Here is a 19,100-nt window from a genome sequence, read left to right as displayed (position 1 = left end):
CCCGCGGAGCGGGTAGTAACCTGCTTCGCAGGTTCCAAGGGAACTCCCGTGCTGCGCACGGGAGTTGAAGCGGAGCCCCCCGCTGCGCGGGGGGGTGACGAAGCCCGACTCCTCGCGGTGCGAGGAGTCGGGCTCTGCGCTGCGCTCCGAGCCGTGTTTCCTTCCGTCAGAAGTTTTGGTAAATCCGGAGGTTGGGCTGGTGCCCTTCCGGCTCTCCGCTTACGCTCCGAGCCGGCGGCTCCTCGTCGCTGCGCTCCTGGAGGAGCCTGAGGGTCCGTCCGCTGCGCTCCCGGACCCGGCCCGCCTTCGCGGGCGGCTGGCTGCAGGGGTCGGGGAGCCGGGTGAGCCGTGGGCTGTTTCCTTCGCTCAGAACTTTTGGTGAATCCGGGTTCGAGGTGGTGCCCCCTTGAGTTGAGGCTGCGGTGGGTGCTCTGTGGTGTGTCTCGATGGGGTGGGAGCGCGGAGAAACTCAACGGGTGTGTAGCCGAGCCGTCCTGACATCACCTCAGCAGGTATGCGTCAGCCGGGTGGAGTGGGGTGTCAGTCGTGCTGCCACCAGGTGACTGCGAGGCCCACCAGAATGGCGCCGATGTGGCGGGCGGCTCCGGTGAGAAGTGCTGCGGAGACGAGGTGCCGCCAGGAGGCGGAGGCTGCGTGGTCCTGGTAGGGGGTGCGGTTCTTCTTCGGCATGACGGGTGTCCTTCGTTCGGGCAGGGCGCGACCGCGCGCCCTTGCGGGGTGTGGGTGGTGCAGCGGGGGCCCGGCGGGGGCCGGCGGGTCTGTTGTACTGCTGAACTGATCGTGGCAGCCGGGTGGTGGGCGCTGCATCCTCAACAGGGGCCTGGTTGGCGGGAGAACGATGTAATTTCCACCCCGTGTACACGTGGGAGAGCATCACCGGGCCCGGCAGCATCGACGATCTCGTCGCGGACGCTCATGCCGCCGGTTATCCGGACATGAACGTACGGCGGGTCCACGACTGGATCGCCAAGGGGCTGCTGGACCAGCCACAGCTGCGTACCCGGCACCGCGGTTCGGACAAGGCCGAGCACAGCGTCAGCCAACGACGGCTGCTGCTGCTCCTGCTGGACAAGCGGCAGCAGGTGGCGCACCTGAGTGCGCTGGCGCAGGTACCGCTGGCGATGTGGCTGTGGTGGGACGGCTACGTGCCCACGCGGCAGGCGCAGCGGGCGTGGGTGACCTGGGTAGGGCGCGGCCGGCGCAGCCAGGAGGTGGCGCGCGAGGGTGCTGTGGGTCTGCTGGAGCAGGTCGGGCATCAACTGGCCGGCGAGACCGCGCGGGCCCGGTTCGTGCGGATCATCACCGGACTGGGCAACGGCACGGCGCTGACGGTGCGCGGGCGAGCCGAGCTGCTGGACGCCGTGCGGGACGTGATGGAGCCAGAGTCGGTGTTCGCCGCCAGCGGCCTCGTCCGCGCGGCCGGGCCCGCGGGAACGCCGATGACCGTCGAGGCAGTCGTGGGCCACGTCGAGGCCCTCAGCGCCGCGCTGGGCCGCACCCTGGACGGGACGGTGGACAGTGCGCTGCTGGAGCGTGCCCGCGCCGTCCACCGTGCCTCCATGGCCGACTACCTCGCCCAGCGCGGTGACCTCGCCGCCGGAGCCGGAGAGCTGGCCGGCCTGTTCGGCGAGCCCACCCTCCAGGAGCAGTTCGACCAGGCCGGGGAGCAGCTGCTGCTCGTCCTGGGGATGGAACTGCTCCGCCGCCGCACCCGCCCGGCCGGGCGGTAGAGGTCGCGTATCTTGTCTGGTCCTCCTGGGGTGGGACGACGACCACCATCGGCTCAGCCGGTCGCGTCCTCGGGCTCGGCGCCGGTTGCTCGCGGCTGTGGTGGCGCCGGGAAAGCTGGCCGGGCCGTGGCTACCGCCACGGTCTACCGCGTCGGCCTCCTCGTCGCGGGCATCTGCCTCTGGTCCGCTCGCTGAACGAACAGGCAGATCACGGTCGGAGGCATTCTCCCTGCGGGTCGAAGCAGACGAGTCCGTGCTCGCGAGCCAGCGCGGCGGCGTACTCGGACACTTCCTCAGCCTTGCTGTAGGACATGAGCAGGTACACCATCGGCCCCGATGCCTCCTCGATGACCGGCGGGGACGCCCATACGCTGCGAGCGACGTCGTCTGGATATCGCTCGACGAGGGCTTCCACGTAGGCCCTGATGCGCGGCACCGGAGGCACGGCAACATCCTCCGACTCCAGGTAGCGCTCGTAGAGCTCGTCGTAGGTCGAGCCCGCTTGGTCGTCGTCGAGTGGACGGTCGCCGTCCCACACAGCAAGGTCATAGCTCACCAGCGCATCGTCGCAGGCAGCAGTTTCTTCGGACTCAGCAGGCCCTGAGATCGAACCGCCACCAAGTGATCCGAAAGAGAGGTCGGGTCTGAGCCTGGTCTTGAGGACCCGGTCCCTGGGCGAGCCCCTGATGGGAAGAGACTTGGTCAGGCCGGCCTGGCGGGGTTGAATGCCGAAGTGGAGGACACCTGTACACCGGCACATCAAGCGGTGGAGAACGAGGACGCGGAGACTCTGGCTCAGCTGCTAGCGCAGGGAGTCGACCCCGATGAGGTGTGCCACGACATGACGCTCCTCACGCACGCCATCGACGCGGAAGGCGACGGCGCCCTGCAGAGCGGAAGGCCGCTGACCGTGCACACCACCGCAGTGCTCCTGGCGTTCGGAGCCGATCCGCAGCTCCCGGGACCCGACGGGCTGACACCCATGAGCCAGGCCGCCTACTACGGCCATGACCTGGCAGTCGAACTGTTGCAGCGCCACATCTCCCCCACCGGCGGTCACCCTCCATCGCGGTGCCCGTCGACCGGGTCGGGTCCCGAAGCCGGGCGCGGTGGAGACTGAGTAGCCGCGCTGTCGTAGCAGAGGTCTTTCAGGTTCCCGTGCCGTCAGTTCTGCTGACCGTGGCTGGCGAGGTCATTTCGTATGACGATGTTCGATTTCCGGGGATGACGGAACTTACGGCGCGCTGGGCGAGTGTGTGAGCTGCAGGCGTGGTGCTGGCGGCAGTGGCGTAGGCGCTTCCGTCTCTGGTGCGGCGCGGAACGCCTCGATCACGTAGGCGGCGAAGCGGTGGGAGGCTGTGACCCGGGCGGCACGCGGCGTGTCTTGGAGGCCCCGGTGGGCCATGAGCATGAGGATCAGGTCGTCGATGACGAAGCCGGGGCGCAGCTGGCCGGTCTCCTGTGCGCGGCGGGCCAGTTCACTGACCGCGCGCAGGGTCTGCTCCCGGTCGGCGGCGAAGTCCATGGCCTCGGGGAAGGTTGTCATGAAGGCGTCGGCGAATCCCCGGCTGTGGGTGTGAAGTTCGCAGATCCGCTCGATCAGGCTCCGGAATCCGTGCCACGGATCAGAGTCTGCAAGGGCGTCGCGGACGGCGGCGTGGCAGGCTCGCCGCTGCTCGGCGAAGGTCTCCGCGATCAGTGCCTGCTTGGTCGGGAAGTGCCGGTACAGCGTGGCGGGGCCGACGCCTGCGTGCCGGGCGATCTCGCGAATGGGCGCGCTCAGGCCCTTTTCGCCGAACACCGCGCGGGCGGCGTCCAGGATGCGGGCCCGGTTGTCGCGGGCGTCGGAACGCAGGGTCTGAGGCAAATGGGTGGTCATCGTTTCTCACTTTAGCCAAACGGACGGGGGCGTCCGTTACGGTCCGATGGCGGTGCTGGCCCCCCGTTCCGACACTTCGCCGGTGATGCCACGGCTGTGGGGGCCGGCTCGACCCACGGCCGCAGCAGCTGCGATCCGTCCTTCCACTGACCCGAGGAGCAGAGATGAAAGCCGTCGTGATCAGGACGTTCGGGGACCCCGATGGCTTGGAGATCGTCGATGTGCCCGTGCCCGTTCCTGCCCCGGGGCAGGTGCAGATCGCCACGGAGGCGATCGGGGTAGGCGGCGTGGACGCCGTGATCCGCCGGGGAACGCTTGCCGCCTACGGTTTCCGGGAGGGCCATCTCCTCGGCAGCGAGGTCGCGGGAGAGGTCACCGCGGTGGGAGAGGGCGTGGACGCCTCGTGGATCGGGCGGCGGGTGTGGGCGTTCACTGGCCTGTCCGGTGGGTACGCCGAGCAGGCCGTCGCCTTGGCCGAGGACGTTCTTTCGCTGCCCGACGGCCTGACCGGCGCAGACGCGGTGGCCCTCGGCGGCTCCGGCGTGGTCGCCCACTTCGCCCTGGACCGGGCCCGTTTCATGCCCGGCGAGACGGTGCTCGTGCGTGGTGCGGCGGGCAGCATCGGAATTACGGCGGTCCAGCTCGCAGCCAGGGACGGCGCGAGCGCAGTGGCGGTCACCACCTCGTCGGTGGAGCGCGGCGCCCGCCTGCGGGACTTGGGCGCGACTCATGTCCTTGACCGTTCCGGCGAGGGCGGCCCGCAAGCACCGGCGGGCTTCGACGTGGTGATCGATGTCGTGGGGGGTCCCCAGCTTCCCCTTTTCTTGGACAAGTTGAACTCCAACGGGCGGTTCGTGGCTGTCGGTGTGGTCGGTGGGCAGCCGCCGGCGGACTTCGGCATGCGGCTGATGGACGCCTTCCGCAGGTCGTTGTCGTTCGCCACTTTCAGCTCTGACACCGTGCGCGGCCCCGACCGGCAGGCCGTGCGGTCGTCCTACTTCGCCGATGCTGCGCACGGGGACCTGCGCACGGTCGTGCATGAAGCGTTGCCGCTGGACCAGGCGGTGCTGGCCCACCGCGAGATGGACGCGGGGAAGGTGTTCGGCAGGGTTGTGCTGGCGCCCTGAGCCGGGCCGGGACGGCGTTCGCGGCCCGGGTAACGAAATTGGGATCACGCCCGCATGGACTTCGACCTCGCCCCACCGATCGGCGTTGGCCCGTTGCGGATCGGTATGACTCGGCAATCGGCCAACACGGCGCTGGACTCGCTCCGCGATCTCTCCGCGGTCTCGGAGTCCGACCGGCCGGGTCAGCACGTCTTCCGTCCCAGTGGACTGATGATCAGCATCCACTGCACGCGAGACCTGCTCGAAGCCGTTGAGCTCGGGAGGCCCTCGTCCCAGACAGACCGCGTCATCTTCCGGGGCCTGGACGTGTTCGCGATCCCGGCCCGCGAGCTGGTGCAACGCATGGGCGAATACACCTCGATCGAGGCAAACCCCGAGGACCCAGCGTCTTTCATCGCCCCTGACCTGCTCCTGAGCTTCTGGCGCCCATTCGCAGCCGACGACCAGCCAGAGGAAGAGCAAGGCCACTTCTTCAACTCAGTACTGCTGGCACGGCCTGGCTACTACGACACCCCTGCCCAGGCTGCAGAGCGACTCCAGCAAAGCTCGTGACAGGCTCGTCAAATACAAAATCCTGCGCTGATCACTGCATTCCGAGGTGATCACCAACCCTGCACCTCAGAGCCCATCCGGCGTCCGCATCTCCACGGAAAACCCCAGCTCGGAGTCATGCCACATCGCAGCAAAGAATCCTGAAACGATCACTAGATCCCCTGACTGGCACGTCACCTGCCCAGTGATCACTACCGGATTTGTCACAGTCGTCCTGGGCTCCCACCGTCTATACGACCTGGCCTTTCTCGCTCCGCGAAGGGGCGCTGCGTCGTCTGCGCGCGGGGAAATAACTACTCGTCGTCCATGATGGACCGGAGATGTTCGGTGAATGCCTCGTCCTCTGCGGCGTCGGGAGTTCGTGTGTAGGTGCACACCAGGCACTGTCCGTACCCGACCTGGCCGAAAACAGGGTCAAGGCCCTCCACGCAGAACGTCTCGTGCCCGCAGACGGGGCAAGTGTCGAGGTCGTGTCCGTCGGGGTTGTGCTTCGGGTGGTAGGCGTTGGGGTTGGCCACGGTCTCGGCGCGTCGTGCGGCTTCTTCCTCACCGATCCGTTCGAGGTACTCGACGGCTCGTTTCTGCGAGGCCACGTCTTCTCTCTGCGCGATCTGCTGGATCCGGTCTTGCTGTTCCTCTCCCATCGTCCCAAGGCTTCTGTGGCCGTCGAGGGCCAGCAGGGCCTCGACGTGGCGGCGCTGCAGGGCTCCGGCACCGCGGCCGTGCCGGGCCTTCTGAGTGGCGTCGATGCCGTTCTGAAGCGTGCGCACATCGATCCGGGTGTGCGACGACAGGTGGGGCGTCTGGAACAGAGAGGCCGTGTCCCCCTGCGGGATATGCAGTGCTGAACCCTCGTCGGGAAGGAGAACGACGCCGTCCGTCGCGCCCAGGTGCTCCTCGATCACCTTGAGCAGCGCGCTGGCCGCCAGGACACGTCCGCTGCGGTCCAACTCCTCTCCCGGCCACTCGCTGGCCACGATCGCAGCCAGCCCGTTGGACAACGCCTGATCGAAGATGCCCTCCCGGCCGGCCATGGACGGAGCGAAGGGGTCATCGGCCGTCGGAGCAGGAACAGTGAAAGGGTCTGGCCGCTCGTCGCGGTCAGTGGCTTCCGTGCCATCGTGCTCTGTCTCGCTCAACGCCGCCGCCAGCACCACAGCGCAACGGGCGAAGTATCCAGCTCGCTGATCCCTCATGGACAGCATGGTGCCGTGCGCTCTGCGACTCAGGTAGACCACCCCCACGCCACACTCCGTCGGTGACGGCAGGGCGGAGCACGGCTCGTGCGGGTTTCCGGCAGGCGCGCCTCAGCTGGCGGTCTTCGCGACACCCGCTCGGGCTACATCGCCGCTGGACGCCGTCACCCGCTTCCTGCTGAGCGGCACCTGGACAACGGCACCAGGAGGTCTCGGGCACGGCGACCCCGCCCGGAAGGGAGCAGGCCGCCGCGCGCAGGAAGCAGAACTCGCATCGGACGTATTCAACGCTGGCAGGATGGCCGGGACGGGGCGCACCGAGCCCCGTCCCGGGGGGAGAACAAGGGCATGCTGAGAGCCGGAACGACCTGCACCGACGCAATCAATTTCCTGGATAACGATCTCGTGGCCGGGAGCCTCAACGACGTCTCCACCCTGATCCCTCACTCGATGAAAACGGGCGCAAAGGCCGAGGAAGCGATGCGGGCCGTGCGCAAGCGGTACGACGAGTGGACCTGGAAGGCCGCCGAGGAGCTCAACCGGCGGTTCAGCGACCGGGAGATCGCGGGACAGCTCCGCGCGGGCCGCTACCGGGCGATCCTCACCGCACCGTTGGACGAGGCCCGGCTGATGATGTACGTGGAAATCGCCGAGCTCCAGGACTACTTCAGGACCGTGGCCAACCGGGTGCGTGCCATGCAGGAGCGGTACGGGCACGCCGGTGCCAGCCGGTACGCGGTGCTGGACACGAACACCACGCTGCACTTCGCGCGGTTCGACAATGTCCCCTGGCAGAAGGTTTTCGGGAAGGGCACCGCGGTCATGGTCCCGCACGTCGTGGTCGACGAGATCGACACCAAGAGCTACCAGACCGGGGACAAGAAGATCTCCCGGCGGGCGCGCGGCGTGTTCCGGCTGCTGGAAACGGTGCTGGAAACGGGACCTGAGAAAGCGACCGCGGACGACGGAACCCCCGTATTCATCGCAGCCGATGAGCCTGGGCACGCCCGCCTTGCCGTGCCGGACGACGAGTTGGTGGCCTCGGCACTGCGTCTGCACCAGGCCGTCGCTCCCGCGGAGGTGGTCGTCGTCAGCCGCGACATCGGCGTACGGACCCGCGCCCGCGCCTGGGGGCTGCCTGCACGGCCCCTGCCCGACACGTACCTGATCGAGGGCGGCGAACTTCGCCGGCAGGAGCTGGAGCAGGCAGCCGCCGAGCTCGTGCCGGGCGGGGGCGTACCGCAGCAGACCGAGCCGAAGGACTGCGCCGCATCCTCCCCTGACTCGGTAGGACGTCAGGCAGGGAGCGGCTCGTGAACGAACAGGACGGACAGGGCCGCCAGGACCGCGCTGACGCGATGGACCGCGAGATGGCCGCACGCCTGCTGCCCGACGCCGTTGTACGGGCGCTGGGCCGCTGGTGGGAGACGAATGCGTCGGCTTACGCGGACGGGACACCCGGCGCGCACTCCGTCCGCTACACGCCCAGCCGGTGGGCGCAGATCACTCCGTGGCCGGAGGCGCTGGCGCCCACCTCCGCCGGCGGTGACGCTGCGGTCAGCCGGGCGGAGGTGGCCTCGGCCGTCGCCGACGCGCTGCGGCGGGAGGCGTTCAGGGAGGCACTGGTCGCGACGTATGTGTGGGGCAAGGGCAAGCGCGGCACTCCCGGCGGCAGCGGACCGGCCACCCTCCACACGATCCTGGCCTTCGACGGCCTGGACGCGGCGCTGGCCACCGCGGTCACCGCACTGCGCGAGCACGGCTCACCACAGGCGTACGCCGCACTCCACCGGCAGGTTCCAGGGCTCGGACCGTCCTTCTTCACCAAGTTCCTCTACTTCACTGGCATCGCAATACCGCCCGCCCACGGCCCTCAGCCGCTCATCCTCGACCGCGTGCTGTCCAGGCGCCTGCGGCAACTGGCCGCTGCCGTCGGCCGCGAGAGCGGCCACGATGTGGATGGTTCGATCGCTGCCTGGGTGTGGTCGGACGGGAACTGGTCGCCCCACCGCTACGAGGTCTACCTCTCCTTCGTGCACGCCGCCGCCAGCCAGCTGGCCGCAAGCGACAGATGGCCGTCCGGCACGGCCCCCGACCTCCTCGAATACGCGCTGTTCACCACCGCCTGGGAGACATCCGGCTAAGCGGCACCGCAACCGGGGGCGGGCAGGGGCGCTACTGCCTGCTCGGTCAGTGGGCCTGGGCGCGCGCGGTGTAGTGCTCCTGCAGTCGGCGCAGCATGCTGTGGCAGTACTGGGCCAGGGGCCGGTGCTGGTCTTCGTCGATGACCAGGGCGAGGGTGTGGATGCCGTTGTCTGCCTGCAGGGCGGCGCGGGGCTGGGAGGCCCTCAGGTTGGGCCAGTAGCGGCCGTGCGCGAATCCGGAGGCGGCCCGCCAGGCGGCGCCCACCTTGACTGGAGTGAGGCCGGCCGAGGGCGCGGCGGCGAGCAGGATCTGGTGGGTGCCGGGCCGGGTGAGCGGGGGCAGGCCGAGGCGGTCGGCGATGTCCTTGATCTCGGCGAGCAGCGGCGACCGCCTACCGCTGACGGGTGCGGGGGCGCGCTGGAGGTTCGCAGACGCCGGAAGGTCAGGGGACGGCGTCGTACGACGGTTCCGGCTCAACCGATCCCGCGGCTGCCAGTACGCACGAGGACCGGTCCCGTAGCCGGGCCGGTCCTCGTGTCCGCGGGCACGCGTCACCGTGACCTGCGAAAGGGGTCCCTGTCGCGTCGGTTTGCGGCCAGTAGCGGGTCAGGGAACCCGGAGGTCGGTGCGGTGTCGCAGACAACCGGGTTGTGACACAGCATCAATGCCGGGCGCGATGCGGGCAACACAGGCTGGAACACCCGCGGACCGGGGCCATGGAGGGACGGCGGACAAGGTGCTGGTCGCGGCGAGCAAGGGCGCTGCACGCTCGTGGTCGTCAGCCGGAGACATACCTGGAACACCCGCGGACCAGCAAAAGGGCATAACGCATGTATGGGGCTTTCCGGGCGGGCGGGGCAGGGGCGGGACGTGTCATCCTCTTCGGCACCGGAGGACGGCAGCCGTCAACTGTCGCCCGCCCCACCGGTTTTGCGGCCAGTAGCACCTCAACCGGGCCGCCGGATCCCGTTCGCGGACCGGCGGCCCGGCATACCCCGTCAGGGAGGATCCCCCGTCGTGTCCACGCACCACCCCGGCGCGCCCGCGCCCCAGTCCGAGCCGTCCCGTACCGCGGCCCGCCCGCTCACCACCGCGCAGATCTGCGGCATCACCGTCTTCCCGCTCCTGGGCACCGGCCTCACCCTCGCCGGCATGCCCGTCAGCGACACGCTCACCCTGCTCGCCGGGTGCGGCGGGATCGGCGCGGCCACCAACGCCGCCGCTGACGGCGGACGGCGCCTGCGCAGCACGCTCGCCGCCGCTGTTGTACGCGCGGCCGCCGACACTGCCACCGACACCGGCGCCAAGTAGGAGGCGGCCGCGATGACTTCACCCTCGCGTGCCTCACTCGCTGGCCGGCGCCACACCGCCCTCGTCGTCTTCCTGGCCGCGCTCAAGGACCGCTCCCGGCTCACGTTCGCCGAGCTGGCCCTGCGGGCCTCCGGGCTCGAGGACACCACCACCGTCTCCGCGAGCACCCTCAAGCGCGCCGTCGACGCCCGCAATGTGCCCCAGGAGCACGTCGTGGCCGCCTTCGTCCGCGCCTGCGGCGCCAGTGCCGAGGAGCAGCGGGACGCCTGGGGTCTGTGGCAGGCCGCCCGCGCCGAGCACCGCGGCATCCTCGCCGCCCTGCAAGCCCCGTCCGTGCCCAACATCCGCACTCCCCAGGACCTCAACGCCGCTCTCGCCGCCGCCTACGAACGCGCCGGCGCCCCGCCCCTGCGCGTCCTGCAGAAGCGCGCCACCACCGCCACCACCGACGGCACCGTGCTTCTGCCGCTCACCACTCTCTGGCGCATCACCCGCCGCGAGGCCCAGGCCATCACCTGGAAGCAGTGCAAGGCCTTCCTGCGCGCCCTCGGCGCTGCCCACCCCTACCAAATACGCCTCTGGCACGAGGCCTTCACCCGCGCCCGCACCCCCGGCCCTTCCGCCCCCGCAGACGGCCCGCTCACCCAGTCCGCCAGACTCGCCCGCCTGGCCACCATGCACTACTCCACCAAGATCAGCACACAGTTCAAAGCGCTGCTGAACCGCATGACACCCCACGAGGTCGAGACCGTCCTCACTATCGGCACCGCCTACCTCACCACCGAGAACCTCCGCCCCACCAACACACCCGCCACCTACGACCACATCGCCGGCGTCGGCCGGGAACTGTTCCTGCCTCCCGCCCCGGACAGCCCCGCCCGCACCACCGACGACCCCGGCAGCCGGGAATGCGACACCGTGACGCCCGCCCACCGGGCCACAACAGCCACACTGTCGGACGGCCTCAGCGCCCCCGCAGGGAAGACCTTCCTCTCCCCGGCCCTCACCCTCATCCTCCGCGTCGAGGCCCGCCGCAACGGCACCGCACCCGACACCGGCATCGACGCCGTGGGCCTCAACGAAAACAGAACCCCCCACCCGGCGCACTCCAAGCACCCCACCGACACCACCCCGCCCGGCATCAGCGCCGCCGAGCCTCCCGTCCGGCCGCCCAGCCAGCCCCGCGGCCGCCGCCTCGCCAACGCCGACTGACCCGGCCGCCCCGGCTCCGCGGAGCAGCACGACGCCGTACGACGGACGCCCCCGGCAGGGACAGCTGCACCCCCGCGGCGGGTCCCGGCCGGGACTGCGGTCAGCACGCCGACGAGACCGCAAAGCACAGATCGGCAGCCGGGCCGACCACTGCTGCGGCGATGTCGAACACCACACCGGACGGCGCCCGGAGAGAGCCCGGCCGAACGCCGCGACGCGACCGACAAGGGATCGGCATCGCCACCGAACTCGACCAGGACCGACCACGAGGCCCCCTGTACGCCGCCGAACGGACGAAACCGCCTCGAAGGACAGACGACGGGCGCGGCCGGCTTCATGAAGACGTGGAACCGTACGCTGCGCGAGCAGACCGTGGCCGGGAGCGCGTCGGACGGTGGCGTGAGCCAGGTACTCGCCGAGATCGCACTGGGCTGTTGGATGACTGCCCCGGCAAGTGGCATAGACCACAAACGGTGTTGGATCCGCCTGTACTGAACTGACCAGGTGATTTGACCGGTTGAGAGCCGTCATCTTGAAATCAGTCTGGTTTAGCGGGAGATGGGCGTAGGCTTGGGTGTTGCCGGCGCAGCTTGTTGTCGTCGGCTGCGCACCGCTCTGGATACATGGAACTGCATGCCACAGGGTTTGAACTGAGGCATGAAGAGCGGCTGGCACCCGTCGACGGCGGGAGTTCGGTCCCTGGGGATCCGACTGACCAGCAGCTCGCCTAGGACCGTGGAACGCCAGTCGGCACGGGACATCGCGGAGACATGAGCCGTTGGTGGAGCGTGACGGCGCTCGCCGCCCCCTGTGGACGGCGCGCAGTGGAGGCAGTGGCTCATATGCCCTGCCCGCGGGTATTTCCTGCTGCGCGCGATGCCCAGGAGGGCAAGATCGTGACTTCTTCGTTCGACGACTTCGACGGCCTGGACGGGCAGGAGTCTGACGATGGCTTGCCGCCCCTGCTGCGCCGCCCCGAGCCGGTCGCGGACCCGCAGCCGGTGACCAAGCTCCGCAGCGCCCGTAGGGAGTTGCTCGAGAACCCCGCGGCCTCGCTGGACGGGGCCGCGGCGAACGCCATCACCTCGGGTGCGGTGGACCCGGAGCGGCTGCAGGCCCTCGTGGCCGGTGAGCCGATCAACCTGTTGACGGCCAAGCCGGTCGTCGGCGGGATGTTGTACGCGACCGCGCCGCACTACCGCTACCTCGACCTCGACTTCCTGCCGGACTTCATCAACCAGCGGTGGGCGGACCAGCTGCGCACGGCCATGGACGTGGCGCCGTCCACGTCGGTGGTGCCGGCGTACGGGACCGTGGTCGATCCGAAGACCGGTAAGCCGATCGCGGTCTTCACGGTGCGCATGCCGGACCGCAAGGCGCTGGCCAAGGCGGTCGGCGAGAGTATGCGGAAGACGTACAAGGCCCAGAAGGGCGAGAACGTCTACACCTCGAGTGTGCTTCAGCAGGGTGTGAAGGAGCCGCTGACGCTGTTTGTGATGCGCGTCGTGTACGACGACGGCACCGAGGACACCTTCCTGGTCGCGGGCGACGGCAATAGCCGGATGGTGAGCATGTGGCTGGCGCGCACCGGTGGCGACATCGAGGAGGCGATCTCGGCCTGCGTCTCCTCCGTGATCGGCTCGACCGAGCGGTCCGGCGGGCGCAGCCGCGCGGAGCAGGCGGCCGCGCGGCGGCGGGTGGCTGAGCTGACGGCGCGGACCCGTAAGAACCTGGCGGCGCACACGCTGACCGAGGCGACCCGCCGCGAGGGCCACACGCTGGCTTTCCCCGCCACCGTCGTGGTCGGCGCGCAGGCGGATGGGGGTGGGCCGCTGGCGGACCTGGTGGCGGCGCGGGACGACCTGCTGGCCACCCTGCACGTCCGCGTCACCGCCTGGACGCCGGGGGCGCAGAACACGCAGGGCATGCAGCGGGTCTACCGGCACGCCCAGCGCGAGGGCCTGATCGCCCCGGACGTGCACCGGGTGCTGTCGGGCACGGTGGGTACGCAGGCTATGCACGAGTTGCTCGGGGTGCCGGCGCACCGGCTGTGGTCGGCTGCCGTCCACCAGCACGCGGTGCTCGCCGGACCGCACGCGGACGCCATGAACCGGCTGATCAAGCAGGAATTCGGGATGGTCAAGGCCTACCGGCAGCCGATCAGCGAGCGGCTGGCGCCCATGGCGCTGTCGGCCTACCGCAGCAAGGAGGGCATCGAGCAGCCGCTGCGGGCTTTCGGCAACGGGGGCACGATCACCGACCGGGTGTGGAAGCAGCCGTGGGAGTTGACCAAGGGCGACGACGTCTTCGGGGTGCTCGACGACGTCCTCGCGCGTGCCTTGGACGGCGAGGAGGGCGCCGTCGCGGAGCTGACCGTGCTCGGCGGGACCGCAGCGATCCTCGACGGGTACATCACGCGGGACCGCGGCTCGAAGGAGGGCACCGACCGCGACGGTTACAAGGCGCCCTTCCGGGCGACGCCGGTGAAGCTCCTGGCGCTGCTGTCGAAGACCTCGGGCGGGCTGCGGATGCTGCACTCCATCGCCCGCGCCCATGTCGCCGCCGACCCGGCCGTGCTGCCGAAGCTGTTCCACACCCAGGGCCGTGAGGTCGACGGCGTGGCGGTCCACGACGGCGAGCCCATGCTCGACGGCACCGGTGTGCAGGAGATCCTCGACTACGAGTGGGACCTCGTCCACGCCGCCGACCCGGCCCAGGCCTTGGCCACCATCGCCAAGAACCGCGCGGAGGCCAAGGCCAAGACGGACGGCGAGTCGGCGGAACCGGAGGCCGAGGACGCGCGGCAGCGTCGGCTCCTCGAGCAGGGCATCACTGGCGCGGCCAAGGCCGGGCGGGCCCTGGCCCGTATGAGCCAGAAGCGCGGCAACCAGGTCTTCGGCGCGTTTGAGGCCGTCGAGGTGCTGCGTGTGCAGCTGGGCAAGCTCGACGGGATCCTCACGAAGTTCGGGCCGGCCGATCCCTCGATCTTCGTGGTCGACGAGGACGTCGACGGGGACGAGGAGGACGCCGAGTGAGCACGGCTCTGACTGTGCCGGTGGCGATCGGCCAGGCGCTGCGGCCGGTCCTGCGGCTGATGGGCCCGGTGCTCGACGTACGCGCGACCGCAGAGGGCCGCGCGGGCTCGCCTGTGGTGGTGTGCCGGGCCAGTCCGGCCGTGGTGCGCCGCCGGGTGGCTGCGAGCTGTGCGGTGTACGTCGCGTGGGACAACCGCCGCGGGTGCCGGTACGTGGGCAGCGTGTGCCGCCAGGGCCCGGGTGCGGTCGGCGACCGGCTGGCCGAGCATTACGCCCACCGCACGGCCGGGGCGGCCCGGCGGACGTCCTGGTGCCTGCTGACCGTGCTCCCGCTGCCGGAAGGGATCCCCCGGGAGGCGGTCCGCATCGCCGAGGGGTGGACGGCCCGGCTGCTGAACCCGGCGGACGGCTCGGCCCACCCGCGGGTGGATCTCACGCAGACGCCCGCAACGCTGCTCTGCTTGCCCACCCAGGTGCGGTAGGAGACAGCCGCGGTCCTGCGGTGCCGGCTTGACGGACCACGCGTGGTCCGCGAACGGGTGTCTTCCCGGCGAACCCAGGAAGGCACCTCGCTGGTGGGCGTGGGTGCCAGAGCGCAGCAGGGCCGCACCGAGGTCTGGGGACGTCGGTGCGGCGTGAGGCCGTCGCCGGTGTGCGGCGGCCCTGAAGAACGAAAAGTGCAGGCGGCGTGACGCCGCCGAGCCAGGTGAGGAGGACGGCGCGTGGCGCTGGATTGGGATCGGATCGGTACAGGGGACAGTGAGGCGCTGCTGCGGCCCCGGGACATCTACGCGGGGCTGGCCAGTCGGCCATGGCCGTATCTGCGCCATGAGCAGGGCGAGGTGCTGGACGGGTGGTTCGAGCGGCGCGGTGACCGCGATGTGGTGATCAAGCAGAACACCGGCGGGGGTAAGACGGCTGTCGGCCTGCTGATCGCGCAGAGCACCCTGAACGAGGGCGTCGGCAAGGCCGTGTATCTGACGCCGGACAACTACCTGGTCAAGCAGGTCCGTGAGGAGGCCGCCAGGCTCGGCGTGGCCACCACGGACGATCCGTACGACCAGGCGTTCCTCACGGCCCAGGCCGTGCTGGTGACGAACTACCAGAAGCTGATCAACGGCAAGTCGGCCTTCGGCGTCGTCGGGGACGGCAAGGAGCCGCTCGATCTGGGCGTTGTCGTTGTCGATGACGCGCATGCCGCGCTGGCGCGGACCGAGGACCAGTTCCGGCTGTGCGTGCCGGCCGGCCACGAGGCGTACGGGAAGCTGCTGGAGCTGTTCGCGCAGGATCTGCGGCACCAGTCGGCGAACGCCTGGTCGGGGCTGGAGGACAAGGACCCCACCGCTTTGGCGCCGATCCCGTTCTGGGCGTGGGCCGACAAGAACGACGAGGTGCGGAAGGTCCTGCGCCCGCATCGGGATGAGTTGGCCTTCAAGTTCGTGTGGCCGCTGATCGCCGAGGTGCTGCACCTGTGCACCGCGACGGCGACCTCGAAGGCGATCGAGATCCGGCCCTCGTGCACGCCGATCGACCGCATTCCCTCGTTCGTGCGTGCCCGGCGCCGGGTCTACCTGACCGCGACGCTCGCCGACGACAGTGCTCTGGTAACCGATTTCGGTGCCGACCCGGCCCTCGTCGCCAAGCCCGTCACGCCGGGCAGCGCGGCCGACCTCGGGGAGCGGATGATCCTGGCCCCGGTGGCGCTCAACCCGGACCTGGACAACGAGGCCGTACGCGTCCTGGCCCGCCAGTTTGCCAACGGGGACCAGGACGGCGACGGAGTGGCGGAGACGGACCCGGTCAATGTAGTGGTGCTGGTGCCCAGCGACCCGGCCACTGCGGCATGGGAGCGCCACGCCGACCGCATCTGGCGGGTCGGTGACCTCGAGGCCGGCGTGAAGGAACTCCAGGCCGGCCATGTGGGCCTAGTGGTGCTGGTCAACAAGTACGACGGGGTCAACCTTCCGGCCGGCGCCTGCCGTCTTTTGATCCTCGACGGGATCCCCCGCCCCCTGGACGGGGTGGAGCGGCGCGAGGCCGTCGCGCTGGCCGACAGCACCGTCCGCCTGGCCAGGGAAGTCCAGCGGATCGAGCAGGGCATGGGCCGGGGTGTGCGCGACGGCGAGGACTACTGTGCGGTCCTACTGCTGGGCGCCAAGCTCGCCACGGCGATCCATGATGCCCGTCATCTGGCTCTGTTCTCCCCGGCGACGCAGGCGCAGCTGAAGCTGAGCCGGGACATCGCCAGCCAGATCAAGGGCGAGGGGCTGAACGCGGTGAGGCAGGCGCTGCGGGCCTGCCTCGGTCGGGTGCCGCAGTGGACGCAGCGCAGTCGGCGGGCGCTGGCGGAGGTGCGCTACGCCTCTCACGGGACGATACGGCAGGAGGCCGTCGCGCTGCGCGAGGCGTTCGATCTCGCGGCCACCGGCCGCACCCCGGCCGCGGCCGAGCGGGTGCAGAAGTCGGTGAACGACCTCGGCGACCGGGACAAGGCTCTGCGGGGCTGGCTGCGGGAGCAGAAGGCCGCCTACCTGCACCTGACCGATCCCGTAGCCGCCCAGCAGGCTTTGGCCGGAGCGCTCAGCGACAACGCGTTCGTCCTGCGTCCCGTGAACGGCGGCGCTCCCGTGCAGCTCAAGGCGGCCACCGTACAGTCACGTGCCGCCGCGGAGTTCCTGGCGGGCCGGTACCGCGACGGCATCAGCCTCAGGCTCGGCGTACAGGAGCTGTTCGAGGATGTGGTGTGGGGAGATGAGGAGCGCTCCGATGACGCCGAGCGCGCCTGGCAGGCTCTGGGCGAGCATCTCGGATTCGCCAGCACGCGCCCGGAGAAGCTGTACGGCACGGGCCCGGACAACCTGTGGGCGCTCTCGGCAGCACGTCATGCGGTGTGCGAGCTGAAGACGGGGTGCGTCACCGACACGATCGCGAAGAAGGACATGGACCAGCTCGGCGGCAGCGTCCGCTGGCTCAATGGTTACAACGCAGAGGTGGAGGCGCTGCCGGTCATGCTGCACCCCAGCCGGGTCAGCGACGCCAAGGCCACCGCGGTACCCGGCATGCGCGTCGTCACCCCGGCCCTGTTCGAGAAGCTGAAGGAGGCGGTGACGAGTTACGCGGCCGCGCTCGCCGGCAACCCGGACCGCTGGGCGGACGAACAGGCCGTCCGCGAACAGCTCGCGCATCACAAGCTGACCAGCGACCGGTTCTTCACCACCTACTCCGAACCCCTGCGCGCCTGATCAACGCCCGGAAGTCCGACGGGTCCCGGGCCTGCCGAATACACCGGCAGGCCCGTACCGACTGGCGGACACAAGTGGACCTTGCTAAGCAGGCACCACGGCGGGTGACGTCCGTTCTTTCCAGCGCGCGGTCGAATCTGCATCCTTCGCGGCTGTGTCCCCGCGGTACGCAACGGGTGGTGGCAGGGCCTCGCGCAGCCTGTGCGACCCGCCTCAGTTCTCGAGTAGATCACCGTCGTTGGCAGGGTGGATTCCCGGCATCAGGCCGCTGGCATGGGGTAGGTCTCGCCAATCAAAGTCCCCCTCCAACACAACCTCTTCCCGCCACGCGTCTCCCTCATCTGTGCTGCGGTATGCCTGGTGGAGGAACTCGGGTAGCTCATCGCGGTCTTGGCCGCTTAGCCGGAGCCGGTCAACTCGAGGAAGCGTCCAGTCCGTAGCGAAAAGTGTGCCGTCGGAGTAGAGCGTACGGTCCTGGCGGGGGGTGTGGCGGTCGAGAAGGCGCAGGATGTCGTTGCGAAGGCCAGCGATATGGTCTCGTCGTGACGCCCTCTCAACTCGCTGCAACACAGGCGCCAGCACCCCAAGGGTCACTCCGAACGTGGCAAAGCTGGCCACGACGTAGTCGCCCAGGAGCTGGGGTTGTTGGTGAGCAAAGGCGTCCAGGAACGGCGCGTAGTAGGCCAGGACATGCAAATCCGGGTCGACGGCGAGGTCTATGGCATTAGGGGTGGCTTCATCTGGGTCGATCGCTGTCAGACGCATGGCTCCACGGGCAGAGGAAAAGTGCACCGCGCTCGCATAGGCGATCTTCGGTACGTCGCCTCGGATGGTTTTGATTGTCCTCTTCTGCATCTCCATGGTTTTGATCAGACGGCTCGGCAGTGGGCCGGAGCGGCCTTTGGCCTCGGCAACGACGTAGCCTCCGGAGGTCCGCTCTCCGAAGAAGTCTGCTCGGCTCTGGCCTGGAGCGAAGGTGAGCCCGTAAGCGCTGGCGTAGCGGGCTACATGCATGAAGAAGCGGACGGACAGCTGCGTCTCTGCGAAGATTTGGCACATGGCCTGCCCCAGAGTGTAGGACAGCATGCCCTTTTCGGAGGGATCGAGCTCTCGGGCGAGGTCAGTGCGTGTGATGCGACGGACCTGCCTGTCGGTCCAGCTGAGATAGGCGGGGATGGCTGCCACCCTGTGGCACCACTCGTAGGTCGATGACCTCGCGTGCTTCTTTTGGTCCTTCGGAGCTCTGCCCGTGATGAACAGAGCGCGCGCCAGAGCCTGGGGTGTGATCTGCAGATCCAGGCACGCAGGAACGCCAGCATTAGCCGGGAATTGCGTGGCAGAGGTGCGGACTTGGGCGGGGCCGTTGGGGAGCATCGTCGCCATTCGAGAGTCAGGGCCGTCAGACGCAGGCTGAGAGCATCGTCGTACCGGCTCTCTCTATCACCCTGGTTCGGACACGGACGCGAAAGGCACTTGGTGGCAGGGGATTTCTGTCCTGCGCCCATGCGTGATCGGGCAGGGCCCTAACCGTCGCAGGGTTTCGGCACCGGTGTAGCAGCGAAGGGCGCGGTCAGGACCTGTTGCTCGTCCTAAGTCTGACGCTGACCCGTCACTGGGCGCGTCGGCGCGCGTGATGATCGAGTTGCCGGG

17 protein-coding genes are annotated in these 19,100 nt (G+C 69.5%); 11 read left to right on the top strand and 6 right to left on the bottom strand.

Translation table 11 applies throughout. The annotated features are described in order from the left end of the window. Positions 1 to 540: 540 nt before the first annotated feature. Positions 541 to 690 (bottom strand): hypothetical protein, encoded by a 150-nt coding sequence (locus ACIQTP_RS41750; RefSeq protein WP_403410077.1) that lies wholly within the window; start codon positions 688 to 690, stop codon positions 541 to 543. A 185-nt stretch (positions 691 to 875) separates the two neighbouring features. On the opposite strand from ACIQTP_RS41750, the gene ACIQTP_RS41745 reads away from it, so the two are divergent. After that, on the top strand, positions 876 to 1,751 hold the full coding sequence (locus tag ACIQTP_RS41745) for a hypothetical protein (RefSeq protein WP_403410074.1): 876 nt from the start codon (positions 876 to 878) through the stop codon (positions 1,749 to 1,751). 208 nt (positions 1,752 to 1,959) lie between these two features. On the opposite strand, the gene ACIQTP_RS41740 is transcribed toward ACIQTP_RS41745, so the two are convergent. Then, positions 1,960 to 2,307, bottom strand: a complete 348-nt coding sequence (locus tag ACIQTP_RS41740; protein ID WP_403410071.1) for a hypothetical protein — start codon at positions 2,305 to 2,307, stop codon at positions 1,960 to 1,962. A gap of 177 nt (positions 2,308 to 2,484) precedes the next feature. Here ACIQTP_RS41740 and ACIQTP_RS41735 point away from each other — a divergent pair, with 177 nt between their 5' ends. After that, entirely contained in the window at positions 2,485 to 2,871 is a 387-nt protein-coding gene (locus tag ACIQTP_RS41735; RefSeq protein ID WP_403410068.1) for an ankyrin repeat domain-containing protein, read from the top strand. Between the two features lie 114 nt (positions 2,872 to 2,985). On the opposite strand, the gene ACIQTP_RS41730 is transcribed toward ACIQTP_RS41735, so the two are convergent. After that, positions 2,986 to 3,630 carry a TetR/AcrR family transcriptional regulator gene (locus ACIQTP_RS41730; protein ID WP_403410065.1) on the bottom strand — a complete coding sequence of 215 codons (645 nt, stop codon included), beginning with the start codon at positions 3,628 to 3,630 and terminating at the stop codon, positions 2,986 to 2,988. 164 nt (positions 3,631 to 3,794) lie between these two features. On the opposite strand from ACIQTP_RS41730, the gene ACIQTP_RS41725 reads away from it, so the two are divergent. Then, the gene (locus ACIQTP_RS41725) at positions 3,795 to 4,757 is read left to right on the top strand and encodes a zinc-binding dehydrogenase (protein ID WP_403410062.1); all 963 of its coding nucleotides are present in this window, start codon (positions 3,795 to 3,797) and stop codon (positions 4,755 to 4,757) included. A 54-nt stretch (positions 4,758 to 4,811) separates the two neighbouring features. Next, a complete protein-coding gene (locus ACIQTP_RS41720; RefSeq protein ID WP_403410059.1) occupies positions 4,812 to 5,309 on the top strand; it encodes a hypothetical protein in 498 nt (165 codons plus the stop codon). A gap of 293 nt (positions 5,310 to 5,602) precedes the next feature. Here the strand turns inward: ACIQTP_RS41720 and ACIQTP_RS41715 are convergent, their stop codons facing one another. Beyond that, the gene (locus tag ACIQTP_RS41715) at positions 5,603 to 6,553 is read right to left on the bottom strand and encodes a hypothetical protein (RefSeq protein ID WP_403410056.1); all 951 of its coding nucleotides are present in this window, start codon (positions 6,551 to 6,553) and stop codon (positions 5,603 to 5,605) included. A gap of 402 nt (positions 6,554 to 6,955) precedes the next feature. On the opposite strand from ACIQTP_RS41715, the gene ACIQTP_RS41710 reads away from it, so the two are divergent. Next, positions 6,956 to 7,822, top strand: coding sequence for a PIN domain-containing protein (locus tag ACIQTP_RS41710; protein WP_403410053.1), 867 nt, complete (start codon positions 6,956 to 6,958; stop codon positions 7,820 to 7,822). Further along, positions 7,819 to 8,649, top strand: coding sequence for a hypothetical protein (locus ACIQTP_RS41705; protein WP_403410050.1), 831 nt, complete (start codon positions 7,819 to 7,821; stop codon positions 8,647 to 8,649). Before ACIQTP_RS41710 ends, ACIQTP_RS41705 begins: the two co-directional genes overlap by 4 nt. 46 nt (positions 8,650 to 8,695) lie before the next feature. Here ACIQTP_RS41705 and ACIQTP_RS41700 read toward each other — a convergent pair whose 3' ends face one another. Then, positions 8,696 to 9,127, bottom strand: coding sequence for a hypothetical protein (locus ACIQTP_RS41700; protein WP_403410047.1), 432 nt, complete (start codon positions 9,125 to 9,127; stop codon positions 8,696 to 8,698). A gap of 540 nt (positions 9,128 to 9,667) precedes the next feature. On the opposite strand from ACIQTP_RS41700, the gene ACIQTP_RS41695 reads away from it, so the two are divergent. The 5 genes from ACIQTP_RS41695 (at position 9,668) to ACIQTP_RS41675 (ending at position 17,450) form a co-directional block, all read left to right on the top strand. Next, a complete protein-coding gene (locus tag ACIQTP_RS41695) occupies positions 9,668 to 9,961 on the top strand; it encodes a hypothetical protein (protein ID WP_384023861.1) in 294 nt (97 codons plus the stop codon). A gap of 12 nt (positions 9,962 to 9,973) precedes the next feature. Beyond that, complete coding sequence (locus tag ACIQTP_RS41690; RefSeq protein WP_403410044.1) at positions 9,974 to 11,173, top strand: helix-turn-helix domain-containing protein; 1,200 nt, start codon at positions 9,974 to 9,976, stop codon at positions 11,171 to 11,173. A gap of 896 nt (positions 11,174 to 12,069) precedes the next feature. Beyond that, positions 12,070 to 14,208 carry a hypothetical protein gene (locus ACIQTP_RS41685; protein WP_403410041.1) on the top strand — a complete coding sequence of 713 codons (2,139 nt, stop codon included), beginning with the start codon at positions 12,070 to 12,072 and terminating at the stop codon, positions 14,206 to 14,208. Further along, positions 14,205 to 14,690: a hypothetical protein gene (locus ACIQTP_RS41680; RefSeq protein ID WP_403410038.1), complete on the top strand. Its 486-nt coding sequence runs from the start codon at positions 14,205 to 14,207 to the stop codon at positions 14,688 to 14,690. The genes ACIQTP_RS41685 and ACIQTP_RS41680 overlap by 4 nt, the downstream gene beginning before the upstream one ends. Positions 14,691 to 14,930: 240 nt before the next feature. Further along, positions 14,931 to 17,450, top strand: a complete 2,520-nt coding sequence (locus tag ACIQTP_RS41675; RefSeq protein WP_403410035.1) for a DEAD/DEAH box helicase family protein — start codon at positions 14,931 to 14,933, stop codon at positions 17,448 to 17,450. Positions 17,451 to 17,663: 213 nt separating this feature from the next. On the opposite strand, the gene ACIQTP_RS41670 is transcribed toward ACIQTP_RS41675, so the two are convergent. After that, positions 17,664 to 18,635, bottom strand: coding sequence for a hypothetical protein (locus ACIQTP_RS41670; protein WP_403410032.1), 972 nt, complete (start codon positions 18,633 to 18,635; stop codon positions 17,664 to 17,666). Positions 18,636 to 19,100: the final 465 nt, after the last annotated feature.

This window comes from Streptomyces sp. NPDC090798 (genome assembly GCF_044768965.1).
Classification (GTDB): domain Bacteria; phylum Actinomycetota; class Actinomycetes; order Streptomycetales; family Streptomycetaceae; genus Streptomyces.
This window is presented reverse-complemented; position numbering and strand designations above follow the sequence as displayed.

Coding starts and splice junctions, on each gene's coding strand:
- ACIQTP_RS41750 (WP_403410077.1), bottom strand. CDS start 690: ATGCCGAAGAAGAACCGCACCCCCTACCAGGACCACGCAGCCTCCGCC.
- ACIQTP_RS41730 (WP_403410065.1), bottom strand. CDS start 3,630: ATGACCACCCATTTGCCTCAGACCCTGCGTTCCGACGCCCGCGACAAC.
- ACIQTP_RS41725 (WP_403410062.1), top strand. CDS start 3,795: ATGAAAGCCGTCGTGATCAGGACGTTCGGGGACCCCGATGGCTTGGAG.
- ACIQTP_RS41720 (WP_403410059.1), top strand. CDS start 4,812: ATGGACTTCGACCTCGCCCCACCGATCGGCGTTGGCCCGTTGCGGATC.
- ACIQTP_RS41710 (WP_403410053.1), top strand. CDS start 6,956: ATGAAAACGGGCGCAAAGGCCGAGGAAGCGATGCGGGCCGTGCGCAAG.
- ACIQTP_RS41690 (WP_403410044.1), top strand. CDS start 9,974: ATGACTTCACCCTCGCGTGCCTCACTCGCTGGCCGGCGCCACACCGCC.